The sequence below is a fragment of the Alloalcanivorax gelatiniphagus genome (assembly GCF_005938655.1).
Taxonomy (GTDB): Bacteria; Pseudomonadota; Gammaproteobacteria; order Pseudomonadales; family Alcanivoracaceae; genus Alloalcanivorax; species Alloalcanivorax gelatiniphagus.
The window spans coordinates 69,688-85,048 of sequence record NZ_VCQT01000020.1 but is presented as its reverse complement, the minus strand read 5'-3'; the positions used below and the strand labels follow the sequence as shown (position 1 = coordinate 85,048).

The window sequence follows — 15,361 nt, the reverse complement described above, 5'->3', positions numbered from 1 at the left end:
CCCCCGGTCAACGCCCGGCGGTACCCTTCCGCTCCGCGAAATCACTGTAGAAAGCGATGCTGTCCGGGTTGGCCATGGCATCCGGGTTGGCCACCTTGTCGATGGTCTGACCCAGCAGCAGCTTCTTGATCGGCAGTTCCATCTTCTTGCCGGTAAGGGTGCGCGGCACGTCCGGCGCGGCGATGATGTCATTGGGCACATGACGGGCGGACAGGTGGTCGCGGATCGCCGCCTTGATGCGTCCGCTGAGCCCATCGTCCAGGGTCGCGCCTTCGCGCAGCACCACGAACAGGGGCATATAGGATTCCCGGCCCAGGTACTCCAGGTCCACCACCAGGCTGTCCAGCACCTCGTCGAATTCCTCCACCACCCGGTAGATCTCGGCGGTGCCCATGCGGATGCCGTGGCGGTTGATGGTGGTGTCGGAGCGGCCGTAGATGATCGCCCCGCCCCGCGGCGTGATGCGAATCCAGTCGCCGTGGCGCCAGATGCCCGGGAACACGTCGAAATAGCTGTCCCGGTAGCGTTCGCCGCCTTCGTCGTTCCAGAAGTACAACGGCATGGACGGCATCGGCTTGGTGACCACCAGCTCGCCCACCTCATCGTCCAGCAGCTCGCCGTTGTCGCCCATGGCGTACACCGCCGTGCCCAGGTAGCGGCACTGCATCTCGCCGGGATAGACCGGCACCGTCGGGCAGCCGCCCACGTAGGCGCTGGCCACATCGGTGCCGCCGCTGATGGCGGCCACCATCACATCGTCGAACTGCTCCATCAGCCAGCGGTAGCCCTCCTCCGGCAACGGTGAACCGGTGGAACCGATGGAACGGATACGGCCGGTGTCCACCCACTCGCCGGGGCGGATGTCGGCCTTCTTGCAGTTGAGGAAATAGGCGGCGCCGGCACCGAAGAAGGTCATCTCGGTCTCTTCCGCGAAACGCCACAGGGTGCCCAGGTCCGGGTAGCCCGGGTTGCCGTCGTAGAGGCAGATGGTGGCGCCGGTGAGCAGGCCGGACATCTGCGAGTTCCACATGATCCAGCCGGTGGTGGTGAACCACATGTAGCGGTCCTTGGGCCCCAGATCCAGCTGCAGGGCGTGGTCCTGCAGCCCCTCCAGCAGCGCGCCGCCATGGCCGTGGACGATGGGCTTGGGCATGCCGGTGGTGCCGGAGGAATACACCACCCACAGGGGATGATCGAACGGCACCTGTTCAAAGCGCATGGGCGCCGGCTCGCGCACCAGGTCGTCCCAGCGGCGGCTGTCCGGCAGTTCCGCGTCGGCGTTCAGATACGGCAGCAGCACCAGCTGTTCCAGGGTGGGCAGTTGCTCGCGCAGGCCCGCCACCACCGACAGCCGGTCGAAGTCCTTGCCGCCGTAGCGGTAGCCGTCCACGGCGATCATCACCTTGGGGTCGATCTGGCGGAAGCGGTCGAGCACGCTGCGCGTGCCCATGTCCGGGGAACAGCTGGACCAGATCGCGCCCAGGCTGCTAACCGCGAAGAACGCCACCATGGTTTCCGGCAGATTCGGCAGATAGGCCACCACCCGGTCACCGGGGCCCACGCCCATCTCACGGAGGCTGTGCGCCAGGGCGGCGATCTGTTCGCGCAGTTCGCCCCAGGTCAGGGTGCGCAGCTCGCGCAACTCCGAGCGCGACAGAATCGCCGGCCGCTCCGGCTCGTTGTCGTGATGGCGGAACACCTGCTCGGCCAGATTCAGGCGGGCGCCTTCGAACCATTTGGCGCCGGGCATGGCGTGGCCATCCAGCACCCGTTCATAGGGGGCGGAATGGCGGATATCGAAGTAGTCCCACAGCGAGGCGTAGAAATCCTCGATATGCTCCACCGACCATTCCCAAAGCTGCTGATAATCCTCGAACACCAGACCTTTGCCGTGTTCCAGCCAGCGCTGGTAGTCGGTGATGCGGGCATTGGCGACGCGCTCGGCGTCCGGGCGCCACAGTGGCGCCGGCGTGGTAGTTGTCATTATTGCTCTCCCGGTACCGGGCGGCGGCCGCCAAAGGGGCGGCCGATCCGCTTCCGGCCTTGTCGTTGTCATTACGCCGGCCACACTATAACCGTGGAAATGAACACAAGTCACCGCTGAAGCCGCCGGTCCCCGCCCCGGCTTCAGCCGGCTTGCCGGTATTCCCGTTATCCGCGTATCCGCTACACTAAGTCCATGAGTGATCTTTCCGAATTGCGCTTCTTCCGTACCCCGGCTCACCCTTGCAGCTATCTGGAGGGGCAGCAGGCCGCCACCCTGTTCGTCGATCCGCAGACGCGGCTGGACGCGGCCCTGTACAGCGAGCTGTCACGGCTGGGCTTCCGGCGCAGCGGCGATTACCTCTATCGCCCCCACTGCGAAGGCTGCCAGGCGTGCATTCCCGCCCGGGTGCGGGTGGCGGATTTTCAGCCCCGCCGCCGCCACAAGCGGCTGATGCAGCGCAACGCCGACCTGCGCGTCAGCGAGGAACCGGCCCGCTATACCCGCGAGATTTACCGGCTCTACGCCCGCTATATCGACCAGCGCCACGGCGACGGCGACATGTACCCGCCCTCCGAGGAACAGTTCACCAGCTTTCTCACCTGCGATTGGGCGGACACCCGCTTCCACTGTTTCCGCGACGGTGACGATCAACTGCTGGCGGTGGCGGTCACCGACCATCTGGACGACGGGCTGTCGGCGGTCTACACCTTCTTCGATCCGGACCGGGGCGAGCGCGGTCTTGGCGTCAACGCCCTGCTCTGGCAGATTCAGGCCAGCCATCGCCGGGGCCTGCCCTACCTCTATCTGGGTTACTGGATTCGCCAGTGTCAGAAAATGCGCTACAAGAGCCAGTATCGTCCGCTGGAAGTGCTGATTCAGGGTCAATGGCGGGAGCTTGAGGAGCCCGACCGGGACACCGGTGCATAAGCCTTTGCAGCCCGGCGGCATTTCCGGCACAATTGCGCTCCCTCTCAAGCCGACACGTATCAGGACAGTCACTGAATGGCGAAAGAAGAGCAGATCGAGCTGGAAGGGGTCGTCCTCGAAACCCTTCCCAACACCATGTTCCGCGTTAAGCTGGACAATGGTCATGTGATTACCGCCCACATCTCCGGCAAGATGCGCAAGTTCTACATCCGCATCCTCACCGGTGATCGGGTGAAAGTGGAAATGTCGCCCTATGATCTGAGCAAGGGCCGCATCACCTTCCGCATGAAATAATCCCTTCACACCCCGCGCGGTGTGAAGCGCCCCCACGAACCCGGCCCCGCCGGGTTTTTTGCTTTGTGTTCAGCGATAAGCTTCATCGTTCCAGGACGCCCCGGGACGCGAATCCGCGTGGGTGTTCCTTGTGTAGTAGGAGCGACTGGGCGGCACTCCGCTTCAGTCGCGATGAAAATGGTGCCGGAGGGGATCGCGACTGAAGTCGCTCCTACAGCAATCCCCGGCCCAGGCAAATCCAGGGATCGCGGCCAACCAACGCTCCACCATAAAAAAGCCCGGCGCGAGGCCGGGCTTGATGGTGGGCGGATGGGTTCGCCGGGTCAGCAGGTGGCTTCCTCTTCCGAGGCGTCCACGGTGAGCACCAGGCCGTCGTCGCCAACGGCGATGTGCACCTGGCCACCCTTGCCGGCCAGTTCGCCGAACAGCAGCTTCTCGGCCAGCGGCTTCTTGATCTGTTCCTGGATCAAGCGCGCCATCGGGCGGGCACCCATGTCCTTGTCGTAGCCCTTCTCGGCCAGCCAGCGGCGGGCCTGATCGTCCACGTCCAGAACCACCGCTTTCTCATCCAGCTGGGCCTGCAGTTCCACCAGGAACTTGTCGACCACGCCCAGGATCACCTCGGTGGTGAGCGGGTTGAACTGGATGATGCCGTCCAGCCGGTTGCGGAACTCCGGCGTGAACACCTTCTTGAGCATTTCCATGCCATCCGAGGACGGGTCCTGCTCGGTGAAGCCGATGCTGCGCTTGTTGAGCACCTCGGCGCCGGCGTTGGTGGTCATGATCAGGATCACGTTGCGGAAGTCCGCCTTGCGACCGTTGTTGTCGGTGAGCGTGGCGTTGTCCATCACCTGCAGCAGGATATTGAACACTTCCGGGTGCGCCTTCTCGATCTCGTCCAGCAACAGCACGCAGTGCGGCGTCTTGGTGACCGCCTCGGTGAGCAGGCCGCCCTGGTCGTAACCGACGTAGCCCGGAGGCGCGCCGATCAGCCGGCTGACGGTGTGCCGTTCCATGTACTCGGACATGTCGAAGCGCACCAGCTCCACGCCCAGGGCCCGCGCCAGCTGACGGCTGACCTCGGTTTTGCCCACCCCGGTGGGGCCGGCGAACATAAAGGAACCGATCGGCTTGTTGTCCGCCTTGAGGCCGGCCCGGGACAGTTTGATCGCCGCGGAGATGGTCTCGATGGCGTCTTCCTGGCCGAACACCGTCATCTTCAGGTCGCGCTCCAGGTTCTGCAGCACTTCCTTGTCGGAGGACGATACCTGCTTGGGCGGAATCCGCGCGATCTTGGCGACGATGGCTTCCACGTCGTCCTGGTCGATGGTTTCCTTGCGCTCGCCCTCCGGCCGCAGCCGCTGCCAGGCGCCCACCTCGTCGATCACGTCGATGGCCTTGTCCGGCAGGAAGCGGTCATTGATATAGCGGGCGCTGAGTTCCGCGGCGCTCTTCAGGGCGGCGTCCGTGTAGCTCACATTGTGGTGCTTCTCGAAGCGGCTCTTGAGCCCCTTGAGAATGCCCACGGTGTCTTCCACGGTCGGTTCCACCACGTCGATCTTCTGGAAGCGGCGGGACAGGGCCCGGTCCTTCTCGAAGATGGTGCGGTATTCGGTGAAGGTGGTGGAGCCCATGCACTTGAGGTCACCGGAGGCGAGCAGCGGCTTGAGCAGGTTGGAGGCGTCCATCACGCCGCCGGACGCGGCGCCGGCACCGATGATGGTGTGAATCTCATCGATGAACAGGATGGCGTTGTCCTTCTTGCGCAATTCCGCCAGCAGCGTTTTCAGGCGCTTCTCGAAATCACCCCGGTATTTGGTGCCGGCCAGCAGCGCGCCCAGGTCCAGGGAGTAGACCACGGCGTCGAGCAGCGGCTCGGGCACCTGCTCTTCCACGATCATCCGCGCCAGCCCTTCGGCGATGGCGGTCTTGCCGACCCCCGGCTCGCCCACCAGCAGCGGATTGTTCTTGCGGCGACGGCACAGGATCTGCGCGGCGCGCTCGATTTCAAAGGCACGACCGACCAGCGGGTCGATGCGATCCGCGCGGGCCAGTTCGTTCAGGTTGGAGGCATAGCTTTCCAGGGCGCTGGCCGGGGCGCTTTCACCGGTCACCTCGGCTTCGTCACGCTGTTCGTCGGCGGCTTCGCCGTCTTCCACCTGGGAAATGCCGTGGGCGATGAAATTGACCACGTCGAGACGGTGAACGTCCTGGCTGTTGAGCAGGTAAACCGCCTGACTCTCCTGCTCGTTGAAGATCGCCACCAGCACATTGGCGCCGGTGACTTCCTTGTTGCCGGACGACTGCACGCTGAACACCGCGCGCTGGAGTACCCGCTGGAAGCCCAGGGTCGGCTGGGTATCCCGGTCGCCCTCCTCCGACAGCAAGGGGGTGGAATCGTCAATGAACTGAGTCAGGGCCTCGCGCAGCTCTTCCAGATCGGCGCCGCAGGCGCGCAACACTTCCACCGCCGCCTCATTGTCGAGCAGCGCCAGCAGCAGATGTTCCACGGTCATGAACTCATGCCGATGGCTACGGGCGTGGTGGAAAGCCTCGTTGAGAGTCAGTTCCAGTTCTTTGCTGAGCATAGGCTACCTCACTGCTTGGTTGCCCTGTCCGTCACCGGACGGCGTCAGGCCCGTTCGACCTGACACATCAGCGGATGCTGATGTTCTCGGGCATAATCGACCACTAGCGCGGCCTTGGTTTCAGCGATGTCCTGGGGGTACACCCCGCACACCGCCTTACCTCTCGTGTGCACCGTCAACATGACCCGGGTGGCCTGCTCACGGTCCATCCGAAAGAAGGTCTCCAGCACCTCGACGACGAAATCCATGGGCGTGTAGTCGTCGTTCAACATCATCACCTTGAACATCGGCGGCCGTTTCAGCCGGGGTTTGGCCTCCTCGACCGCGGCATCGCCGTGACGATCCGGGCCCTCGGGTTTTTCCGGACCCTGGTGGGGGCCGTGTGCCGATGGCGCGGTAGCGTCCATGTATCGGGATCTGGAGTCTTGCTGCCTTTTCATAACCTTCTCTAACGGTTGTATACCCGCTGGCGTCAGCAGGCAATCAACAAATGAGGGGTATCACGACGTTTTTCAATCCCGACCGCCCGGGGGTTGACACCCCGAGGACCTTAGGGAACAGTTGTTCAAAAACCAACCTATTCTAACCGAGCCGGGGGTGGTTGTGGCCGATAACAACAACTTCACAACCAGCGGCCAGAGGAAGCACCATGGCAACGGGTACCGTGAAGTGGTTTAACAACACCAAGGGTTACGGATTCGTGCGGCCCGACGAGGGCGGCGACGATCTGTTCGTCCATTATTCCTACATTCAGGAAGAAGGATACAAAACCCTGTACGCCGGACAAAGCGTCGAATATGAACTGCGCGAAGCCTCCAAAGGCTACCACGCGGTCAATCTTAAACCCGGTGACGTGAAGAAAGGGGAAGCTCCGTCTTCCCGCCGGCCGGCACGAACCCGGCGGCGGGATCAGGAAAGCAACGCCGTCTCCTCGCAATAAGGAGCGCGGCGCGGGGGCGTGGTGTTATACGCCCATGTGCTCGATTACGGCATCGCCGAACTGAGAGCACTTGAGCAGGGTGGCGTCGGGCATCAGTCGCTCGAAGTCGTAGGTCACGGTCTTCGCGGCGATGGCACCTTCCATGCCGTTGATCACCAGATCGGCGGCGTCTTCCCAGCCCATGTGGCGCAGCATCATTTCCGCGGACAGAATCAGTGAACCCGGGTTCACCTTGTCCTGGCCGGCGTACTTCGGCGCGGTGCCATGGGTGGCCTCGAACAGGGCCACGGAACCACCGATGTTGGCGCCCGGCGCGATACCGATGCCGCCCACTTCCGCCGCCAGGGCGTCGGAAATGTAGTCACCGTTCAGGTTCAGCGTGGCGATCACGCTGTACTCGGCGGGGCGCATCAGGATCTGCTGCAGGAAGGCGTCGGCGATCACGTCCTTGATGACGATGTCCTTGCCGGTACGCGGGTTCTTCATGACCATCCACGGGCCGCCGTCCAGCAGCTCCGCGTTGAAGCGGTCACGGGCCAGCTCGTAGCCCCAGTTCTTGAACGAACCCTCGGTGAACTTCATGATGTTGCCTTTGTGCACCAGGGTGACGGAATCCTTGTCATTGTCGATGGCGTACTGGATCGCCTTGCGCACCAGGCGCTGGGTGCCCTCCCGGGAAACCGGCTTGATGCCGATGCCACAGCTCTCCGGGAAACGGATCTGGGTAACGCCCATTTCCTCGCGCAGGAACTTGATCAGCTTGGTGGCCTCCGGGCTGTCTGCGGGCCATTCGATGCCGGCGTAGATGTCCTCGGAGTTCTCCCGGAAAATCACCATGTCGGTGAGCTCGGGATGCCGTACCGGACTGGGTACGCCCTCGAACCAGCGTACAGGACGCATGCAGGTGTACAGATCAAGTTCCTGACGCAGCGATACGTTCAGGGACCGGATGCCGCCGCTCACCGGAGTGGTCAGCGGGCCCTTGATGCCCACGGTGAATTCCCGCAAGGCTTCCAGGGTTTCTTCCGGCATCCAGGTGTCCGGGCCGTAGACCTTGGTGGCCTTTTCGCCCGCGAACACTTCCATCCACGTGATCGCTCGTTTCGCCCCGTAGGCTTTTTCCACGGCGGCGTTCACCACTTTTATCATCACCGGCGAGATATCAACGCCGATGCCGTCCCCTTCGATATACGGAATGATCGGGTGGTTGGGGACATTCAGGGATAGGTCCGCGTTAACGGTGATTTTGTCACCATCCGCCGGAACCGTGATCTTTTGGTATCCCATCTACACTACTCCCTCTGAGAAAAACCGTAGTATTCGGTCGCCGCGCGAGTATAGCACCCAGGTGCTATCCTTGCTCGGCTTCGAGACCGCCGGAGAACGATTTCGACCATGGCAAGGCTGATTTTGTTTAACAAACCCTTTCAGGTCCTCTCGCAGTTCAGCGACGACCGGGGGCGTCCCACTCTGAAGGACTACATTCCGGTGCCCGGTGTGTACCCGGCGGGCCGGCTGGACTGGGATTCCGAGGGGCTGCTGCTGCTCACCGACGACGGCGGCCTGCAGGCGCGCATCGCCAGCCCCCGCTTCCATCTGCCCAAGACCTACTGGGCCCAGGTGGAAGGCGACCCGGCGGACCAGGACCTGGCGCCCCTGCGTCAGGGGGTCACCCTGAAGGACGGCCCCTGCCGCCCGGCGCCGGCCCGGCTGATCCCGGAACCGGCCCTGTGGCCACGGAATCCGCCGGTGCGCCAGCGACTCACGGTGGCCGACCGCTGGCTGGAAATCATCCTGGACGAAGGTCGCAACCGGCAGGTGCGGCGTATGACCGCGGCCATCGGCCACCCCACCCTGCGGCTGGTGCGCTGGCGCATCGGCGACTGGACCCTGGAGGGCCTGGCGCCGGGTCAGTGGCGGGAGCTTACCGTGCACGCTCCGAAGCCGGCGCCATCCAGCGGGCGGCCGCCTCGGCGTCGCGCTCGCGGGCCTCGACCCAGTGCCAGCCGTCGTCGCTGAGTTCCTTCTTCCACAGCGGCACCTGGCTTTTCAGCACGTCCATCAGGAAGGCGCAGGCCTCGAAGGCGGCATGGCGGTGACCGGCCCAGACCACCACCCGCACGATCTCCTCACCCACCTGGATTTCACCCACCCGATGAATCATTTCAATGGCATTGAGAGCCCAGCGCTGTTGCGCGTGCTCGCCGATGCGGCGCAGGGCGCGCTCGGTCATGCCCGGGTAATGCTCCAGAAACAGCGCCCGCACCCGGCCGGACTCGTCACGGACCCGGCCGGAGAAGCGCACTTCGGCGCCGCTGCGGCCGTCCTGGCCCTCGCTGGACAGGTGGGATTCCAGGGGTTCGGCGGTAATCGCCACATGGATGCGGGTCATCTCAGCCCCCGGTCACCGGCGGAAACAGCGCCACGGTGTCGCCGTCGGCCACCGCACTGTCCGGCTCCGCCAGTGCTTCATTTATAGCCACCATGCGCCGGGGCGTGGCCTCCAGGGCCCGCCCCACCGCCGGATACTGGTCGGCCAGCCAGTCGCACAGGGCGGCCACCGTGGTCACCGTCTCCGGCGGCGTCACGCGCAGGGAATCCTCGCCCACCCGCTCGCGCAGGGCCGCGAAAAACACCACTTCGATCATGTCTTCAGGCCTCCTCCCGCCGGAAGTCGCCGCTGCGGCCTCCGGTCTTTTCCACCAGGCAGACCTGCTCGATGACCATGGCCCGGTCCACCGCCTTGCACATGTCGTAGACCGTCAGCGCCGCCACCGAGGCGGCGGTGAGCGCCTCCATCTCCACCCCGGTGAGCCCTTTCAGCTTGCAGTGGGCATCGATGCGCAGGGCGTCGTCGCCCTCCGGTTCCAGAATCACGCGCACGCCGCTGAGCATCAGCGGGTGGCAAAGCGGAATCAGATCCCAGGTTTTCTTGGCCGCCTGGATGCCGGCCACCCGGGCCACCGCCAGCACGTCGCCCTTGGGGTGTTGCTGGTCGAGAATCATGGCCAGGGTACGCGGCGCCATGCGGACCCGGGCCCGGGCATGGGCGGTACGGGCGGTTTCCGCCTTGTCGCTGACGTCGACCATGCGGGCACGGCCCTGGTCATCCAGATGGCTGAAAGTATCATTCACGGTATTGCATTCTCCCGGAGGCGGCCCCATCCCGGTGGGATCGTGCCCGGGCCGGGCATTGTGCCGGCGAATGGCTGTCACGGCGGCCGGCGGTGCGCTACCATCTGCGCCCGCTGACCGATCATGGACACCCGGCTGGAGCCTTCGATGAACAGCTTCGAACCGCACATTACTGTGGCCACCGTCGTGGAACAAGAGGGCCGCCTGCTGTTCGTGCGCGAAATGCAGGCCGGCCAGGCGGTGCTCAATCAGCCCGCCGGCCACGCCGAATTCGGTGAGGATCTGATGCAGGCCGCCTACCGGGAAACCCTGGAGGAGACCGCCTGGCGGGTGGAGATCACCGACCTGCTGGGCTGGTACATCTTTCAACCGCAGCCCGGTGGTGGCGTCTATTACCGCACCTGCTTCCTGGCCCGGCCGCTGGGTCACGACCCGCACCAGAAGCTGGACACCGGCATTCTGGAGGCGGTGTGGCTGACCCCGGAGGAGTTGGCGGCCCGCGCCGACGAACACCGCAGCCCGCTGGTACAGCGCTGCGTGGATGACTACCGTGGCGGCCGCCGGCTGCCGCTGGACGCCATCTATCAACACCCCTGGCCACTGCAACGAGGCTGAGAGCGCCATGAAGTCCGATACCCCGTCCCGGGCCCCCGGAGACACCCGCGTGATCGTCGGCATGTCCGGCGGCGTCGATTCGTCGGTGGCCGCCGCCCGTCTGCTCGACGCCGGCTACCAGGTCGAGGGGCTGTTCATGAAGAACTGGAACGAGGACGACGGCACCGACTACTGCACCGCCCGGGAGGACCTGCTGGACGCCATGCAGGTGGCCGGCGTGCTCGGCATCGAGCTGCACACCGCCAATTTCGCCGGCGAATACTGGGACCGGGTGTTCGAGCATTTTCTGGCCGAATACCGGGCCGGCCGCACCCCCAATCCGGACATCCTTTGTAACAAGGAAATCAAGTTCGCCGCCTTTCTCGACCGGGCCCTGACCCTGGGCGCGGACTACATCGCCACCGGTCACTATGCGCAAGTCAGCCACCACGGCGAGCGCGGCCGGCTGCTGCGCGCCGTGGACCACAATAAGGACCAGACCTACTTCCTGCACGCGGTGGGCGGCGACAAATTCGCCCGCACCCTGTTTCCCCTGGGCGACCTGGAGAAACCGGAGGTGCGCCGGCTGGCCGCCGAGCGCGGCTTCGACAACCATAAAAAGAAGGACTCCACCGGCATCTGCTTTATCGGCGAGCGCCGCTTCAAGGACTTCCTGGAGACCTACCTGCCGGCCCAGCCCGGTGACATCGAGGACGACCATGGCCACCGGATCGGCCGCCACGATGGCCTGATGTACTACACCCTGGGCCAGCGCCAGGGCCTGGGCATCGGCGGCCGCGCCGACGCCGGCGACGCGCCCTGGTACGTGGCCGGCAAGGACCTGGACCGCAATGTGCTGGTGGCGGTACAGGGCCAGGACCACCCGCTGCTGTTCAGCAACGAGCTGACCAGCGCCGAGGTGGACTGGGTGGCCGGCCAGCCGCCGGCCCTGCCCGCCCGCCTCACCGCCAAGACCCGCTACCGGCAGGCCGACCAGGCCTGCCGGGTGGAAGACGCCGGCGGCGGCCGGGTGCGGGTGGTGTTCGAGCAACCGCAACGGGCGGTGACACCGGGGCAATCGGTGGTGTTCTACGATGGCGACACCTGCCTGGGCGGCGCCGTAATCGAGGCAACCGCATGACCTTTAACCACGAGCAACAACAAATGCTGTCCCTGGCGGCGGTGTTCCAGGCCGCCGTGCTGGCCGACCGCATCGCCACCCGGGGCGACGCCGACAGCGGCGCGGTGGAGCACCTGCTGGGCGGGGTGATGGCCATGGACGCCAGCGACTTCGACCAGATCTACCCGAACCCGGCCGCCCTGGGCGATGGCCTGCGCCTGCTGCGCCAGAGCCTGGGCCGCGAGCAGACCCGCGACTCGGCGCGGCCGCTCAGCTATGCCCTGGCGCTGCTGCACCTGTCCTCGAAGCTGCGCAAGAACGAAGAGGTGATCAGCCTGCTGCGCCACCGGTTGATCGCCCTGCAGGGCCAGCGCGAGCATTTCGACAGCCTCGCCAACCCGACCTTCTGCCACCGGCTGGCGGGCATCTACCTGGATACCCTGGGCACCTTCCGGTTCCGCATCCGGGTGCAGGGTGATCCGGCCAAGCTGCAGGACGAGGACAACGCGGCGCGCATCCGCGCCCTGTTCCTGGCCGGCGTGCGCGCCGCCTTCCTGTGGCACCAGCTGGACGGCCGCCGCTGGCGCCTTCTGTTCCAGCGCAAGCAGCGCCTGGAAATTCTGAACAGTATAGAAATCAGATAATTAAGCCACTTTCTTAATGTCATTTAGAGGTTACCAAGGCGACGGGCGATTCGCCGCCAATTACGGTATCATTGCGCCCGCCCTACGGTTTCCCATTTCAGGAGTGCCCCATGTCCAGCCTTAATCCCCTCACCGCCATTTCCCCGGTGGACGGTCGCTACGCCGGCAAGTGCGAGGCGCTGCGCCCGATCACCAGTGAGTACGGCCTGATCCGCTACCGGGTGCACGTGGAAGTGAGCTGGCTGGAACAGTTGTCCCACGACAAGAACATCCCCGAGGTGCCGTTGATGAGCGGCCAGGCCGCCTGGCACCTGCGCGGCGTGACCCGGGATTTCGAGGAACAGCACGCCGAGCGCATCAAGGAAATCGAGCGCACCACCAACCATGACGTGAAAGCGGTGGAGTACTTCATCAAGGAACGCATGGCCGAGCACGACGAACTCAACAAGATGACCGAGTTCGTCCACTTCGCCTGCACCAGCGAGGACATCAACAACCTGTCCTACGCGATGATGCTGCGCGAGGCCCGCGACGCCCTGCTGCCCAAGCTGGACCAGATCATCCGCAGCATCCGCCAGCTGGCCCATGGCCTGGCCGATGTGCCGATGCTGTCGCGCACCCATGGCCAGTCCGCCTCCCCCACCACCGTGGGCAAGGAAATGGCCAACGTGGTGGAGCGTCTGAAGCGCCAGCGCGACCAGTTCGTGGCGGTGCGCATCCTGGGCAAGATCAATGGCGCGGTGGGCAACTACAACGCCCACTACGCGGCCTACCCGGACGTGGACTGGCCGGCCTTCGCCCGCCGCTTCGTGGAAAGCCTGGGGCTGGCCTTCAACCCGTTCACCACCCAGATCGAACCCCATGACTGGGTGGCCGAGTATTTCCATGCCCTGATGCGCTTCAACACCATCCTGCTGGACTTCGACCGGGACGTGTGGGGCTACATCTCCCTGGGCTACTTCAAGCAGCGCGCGGTGGAGGGCGAAGTGGGCTCCTCCACCATGCCGCACAAGGTCAACCCCATCGACTTCGAGAACTCCGAAGGCAACCTGGGCATCGCCAACGCGGTGATGGACCACCTGGCCGCCAAGCTGCCGGTGTCGCGCTGGCAGCGCGACCTCACCGACTCCACCGTGCTGCGCAACGTGGGCGTGGGCCTGGCGCACAGCCTGATCGCCTACGAAGCCTCCCTGAAGGGCATCGGCAAGCTGGAAGTGAACCCGGAACGGCTGGCCGACGATCTGGACCACGCCTGGGAAGTGCTGGCCGAGCCGATCCAGACGGTGATGCGCCGCTACGGCATCGAGAAGCCCTACGAGAAGCTCAAGGAGCTGACCCGGGGCAAGGCGATCACCCAGGAAAACCTGGCCGCCTTCATCGATGGCCTGGCGATCCCCGAGGACGCCAAGGAACGCCTCAAGGCGATGACCCCGGGCAGCTACGTCGGCAACGCCAGCCAGCAGGCCCGCGACGTCCAATAACTGCGCCGGCGATGGCCGGCCCGGAGTGGTCATGACCCAGGACACCTCATTGGAGGCGCCGGCCCTGCCGCGCTTCGCGCTACCGCTGGCGCCGGAGGATTTTCTTGCCCGGCACTGGCAGCGGGCGCCCCTGTTCATGCCCGGCGCCGCCAGCGGCCTGGCGCACCCGGACGCGGACACCCTGGCCGGCCTGGCGCTGGAGCCGGAGGTGGAATCGCGGCTGATCCTGGGCGCCGGAGACGGCCCCTGGAGCCTGGAACAGGGCCCGCTGGAAGCGGAGCGCTTCGCGGAACTGGGTGAACGGGACTGGACCCTGCTGGTGCAATCGGTGGACCACTACCTCACCGAGGTGTCGCTGCTGCTGGACGACTTCCGGTTTCTGCCGGGCTGGCGCCTGGAAGACATCATGATCAGCTACGCCGCCGAGGGCGGCGGCGTGGGCCCGCACTACGACCAGTACGATGTGTTCCTGGTGCAGGCCGCCGGCCGGCGCCACTGGCAGCTGGGTCCGGTGTGCGACGACAGCAGCCGGTTGCGCGGCGACGTGCCGCTGAAGATGCTGGCCGACATGCCGGTTACCGAGGAGCACATCGCCGGGCCCGGGGACGTGCTCTATCTGCCCCCCGGGGTGGCCCACCACGGCGTCGCCCTGGACAGCGACTGCATTACCTGGTCGGTGGGCTTCCGGGCGCCGGACTACCGGGATCTGCTGGCGGAAATGGTGGCCGAAACCCTGGCCGACGCCGCCCCGACCCTGTACCAGGACGCCGGCCGCGCCCTGCCCGGCGACCCGGGCCGGCTCGATGCCGGCGAGCGCGACGCCATGCTGGAGCAGGCGCTGGCCCTGTTCGACCGGGGCGCGGCACGCAATGCTCTGGCCCGCTGGCTGAGCACTCCCCGTCAATCGGGACTTGATTTTCTGGTCGACCCGGCGCACATTCGCGCCGCCGATTCCGACGCCGTCCTGGTTCGCCATGGCGGCGTGCGTCTTCTGCTGGTGGACGACACCGCCTGGCTCAACGGCGAGCCCTGGCCCCTGCAAGGCGGCCAACTCGCCCTCGCCGGGCTGCTCGCCCGCCAACGCCGCTACACCGACAAGGAATTGGCCGCGGTGCTCGACGCCGACGGCCGCGCCCTGCTGGACCATTGGATGGACCAGGGCTACTTTGCCGAGCTTTGACGAGAACGCCATGGGCTTTAGTTTTACCATCATCGAAACCTCCTGGGACGAACACCGCGACGAACTGAGCGCGCTCCGCCAGCGTGTCTTCATCGGCGAGCAAGGCGTCCCCGAGGAACTGGAATGGGACGGCGCCGACCACGCCGCCCGGCACTTCCTGGCACTGGACCAGGAACAACGGCCGATTGGCTGCCTGCGCCTGCTGGGCAGCGGTCAGATCAGCCGCCTGTGCGTGCTGGAAACCCACCGCAACAGCGGCGTTGGACGCGCCCTGCTGGTGGCCGCCGAGGAAGCCGCCCGCGCCGCCCGCATGGGCGAAATCTTCCTGTACGCCCAGACCCACGCCACCAGCTTCTATGAAACCGCCGGCTTCAGCGTCTCCGGCGGCATCTTCATGGACGCCCACATCCCCCACCGGCAGATGTTCAAGCTGCTGGACTGATCGAGCGGGACTGGGAACGGGGCCACGGC

Annotated in this window: 17 protein-coding genes; 10 read left to right on the top strand and 7 right to left on the bottom strand. The window is 65.4% G+C overall.

The genetic code is table 11. The features are described 5' to 3' along the window. Positions 1–7: 7 nt before the first annotated feature. Positions 8–1,984 carry an acetoacetate--CoA ligase gene (locus FGS76_RS05005; RefSeq protein ID WP_138771533.1) on the bottom strand — a complete coding sequence of 659 codons (1,977 nt, stop codon included), beginning with the start codon at positions 1,982–1,984 and terminating at the stop codon, positions 8–10. Between the two features lie 195 nt (positions 1,985–2,179). On the opposite strand from FGS76_RS05005, the gene FGS76_RS05000 reads away from it, so the two are divergent. Together FGS76_RS05000 and infA are read left to right on the top strand one after the other, a co-directional pair. Next, complete coding sequence (locus FGS76_RS05000) at positions 2,180–2,914, top strand: arginyltransferase (protein WP_138771532.1); 735 nt, start codon at positions 2,180–2,182, stop codon at positions 2,912–2,914. Positions 2,915–2,989: 75 nt separating this feature from the next. Next, positions 2,990–3,208, top strand: a complete 219-nt coding sequence (infA, locus tag FGS76_RS04995; RefSeq protein ID WP_014994331.1) for a translation initiation factor IF-1 — start codon at positions 2,990–2,992, stop codon at positions 3,206–3,208. A 323-nt stretch (positions 3,209–3,531) separates the two neighbouring features. Here infA and clpA read toward each other — a convergent pair whose 3' ends face one another. Together clpA and clpS are read right to left on the bottom strand one after the other, a co-directional pair. Next, positions 3,532–5,796 carry an ATP-dependent Clp protease ATP-binding subunit ClpA gene (gene clpA / locus FGS76_RS04990; protein WP_138771531.1) on the bottom strand — a complete coding sequence of 755 codons (2,265 nt, stop codon included), beginning with the start codon at positions 5,794–5,796 and terminating at the stop codon, positions 3,532–3,534. Between the two features lie 44 nt (positions 5,797–5,840). Then, positions 5,841–6,203 (bottom strand): ATP-dependent Clp protease adapter ClpS, encoded by a 363-nt coding sequence (clpS, locus tag FGS76_RS04985; RefSeq protein ID WP_138771596.1) that lies wholly within the window; start codon positions 6,201–6,203, stop codon positions 5,841–5,843. A 242-nt stretch (positions 6,204–6,445) separates the two neighbouring features. Here clpS and FGS76_RS04980 point away from each other — a divergent pair, with 242 nt between their 5' ends. Then, positions 6,446–6,736 carry a cold-shock protein gene (locus FGS76_RS04980; RefSeq protein ID WP_138771530.1) on the top strand — a complete coding sequence of 97 codons (291 nt, stop codon included), beginning with the start codon at positions 6,446–6,448 and terminating at the stop codon, positions 6,734–6,736. A 24-nt stretch (positions 6,737–6,760) separates the two neighbouring features. Here the strand turns inward: FGS76_RS04980 and icd are convergent, their stop codons facing one another. Continuing rightward, positions 6,761–8,023: an NADP-dependent isocitrate dehydrogenase gene (gene icd, locus FGS76_RS04975; protein ID WP_138771529.1), complete on the bottom strand. Its 1,263-nt coding sequence runs from the start codon at positions 8,021–8,023 to the stop codon at positions 6,761–6,763. 108 nt (positions 8,024–8,131) lie between these two features. On the opposite strand from icd, the gene FGS76_RS04970 reads away from it, so the two are divergent. Continuing rightward, positions 8,132–8,755, top strand: coding sequence for a pseudouridine synthase (locus FGS76_RS04970; protein ID WP_138771528.1), 624 nt, complete (start codon positions 8,132–8,134; stop codon positions 8,753–8,755). On the opposite strand, the gene FGS76_RS04965 is transcribed toward FGS76_RS04970, so the two are convergent. From FGS76_RS04965 to moaC, 3 genes are read right to left on the bottom strand one after another with little or no spacing between them, the layout of a single operon-like run. Further along, positions 8,661–9,128, bottom strand: a complete 468-nt coding sequence (locus tag FGS76_RS04965) for a molybdenum cofactor biosynthesis protein MoaE (protein WP_138771527.1) — start codon at positions 9,126–9,128, stop codon at positions 8,661–8,663. The two genes, FGS76_RS04970 and FGS76_RS04965, sit on opposite strands and share 95 nt — an antisense overlap. A 1-nt stretch (position 9,129) precedes the next feature. Beyond that, positions 9,130–9,384 (bottom strand): molybdopterin converting factor subunit 1, encoded by a 255-nt coding sequence (gene moaD, locus FGS76_RS04960; protein ID WP_138771526.1) that lies wholly within the window; start codon positions 9,382–9,384, stop codon positions 9,130–9,132. A 4-nt stretch (positions 9,385–9,388) separates the two neighbouring features. Beyond that, positions 9,389–9,901, bottom strand: coding sequence for a cyclic pyranopterin monophosphate synthase MoaC (gene moaC, locus FGS76_RS04955; RefSeq protein WP_138771525.1), 513 nt, complete (start codon positions 9,899–9,901; stop codon positions 9,389–9,391). A gap of 117 nt (positions 9,902–10,018) precedes the next feature. Here moaC and FGS76_RS04950 point away from each other — a divergent pair, with 117 nt between their 5' ends. The 6 genes from FGS76_RS04950 to FGS76_RS04925 all read left to right on the top strand — a co-directional run bounded on the left by FGS76_RS04950 (position 10,019) and on the right by FGS76_RS04925 (position 15,332). Then, on the top strand, positions 10,019–10,486 hold the full coding sequence (locus FGS76_RS04950; protein WP_138771524.1) for an NUDIX hydrolase: 468 nt from the start codon (positions 10,019–10,021) through the stop codon (positions 10,484–10,486). A 7-nt stretch (positions 10,487–10,493) separates the two neighbouring features. Further along, on the top strand, positions 10,494–11,606 hold the full coding sequence (gene mnmA / locus FGS76_RS04945) for a tRNA 2-thiouridine(34) synthase MnmA (protein ID WP_138771523.1): 1,113 nt from the start codon (positions 10,494–10,496) through the stop codon (positions 11,604–11,606). After that, positions 11,603–12,229: a high frequency lysogenization protein HflD gene (hflD, locus tag FGS76_RS04940; protein WP_138771522.1), complete on the top strand. Its 627-nt coding sequence runs from the start codon at positions 11,603–11,605 to the stop codon at positions 12,227–12,229. Before mnmA ends, hflD begins: the two co-directional genes overlap by 4 nt. 110 nt (positions 12,230–12,339) lie before the next feature. After that, positions 12,340–13,710 carry an adenylosuccinate lyase gene (gene purB, locus FGS76_RS04935; protein WP_138771521.1) on the top strand — a complete coding sequence of 457 codons (1,371 nt, stop codon included), beginning with the start codon at positions 12,340–12,342 and terminating at the stop codon, positions 13,708–13,710. Between the two features lie 31 nt (positions 13,711–13,741). After that, on the top strand, positions 13,742–14,890 hold the full coding sequence (locus FGS76_RS04930; RefSeq protein WP_138771520.1) for a JmjC domain-containing protein: 1,149 nt from the start codon (positions 13,742–13,744) through the stop codon (positions 14,888–14,890). A 10-nt stretch (positions 14,891–14,900) separates the two neighbouring features. Continuing rightward, positions 14,901–15,332 (top strand): GNAT family N-acetyltransferase, encoded by a 432-nt coding sequence (locus FGS76_RS04925; RefSeq protein WP_138771519.1) that lies wholly within the window; start codon positions 14,901–14,903, stop codon positions 15,330–15,332. Positions 15,333–15,361 lie beyond the last annotated feature (29 nt).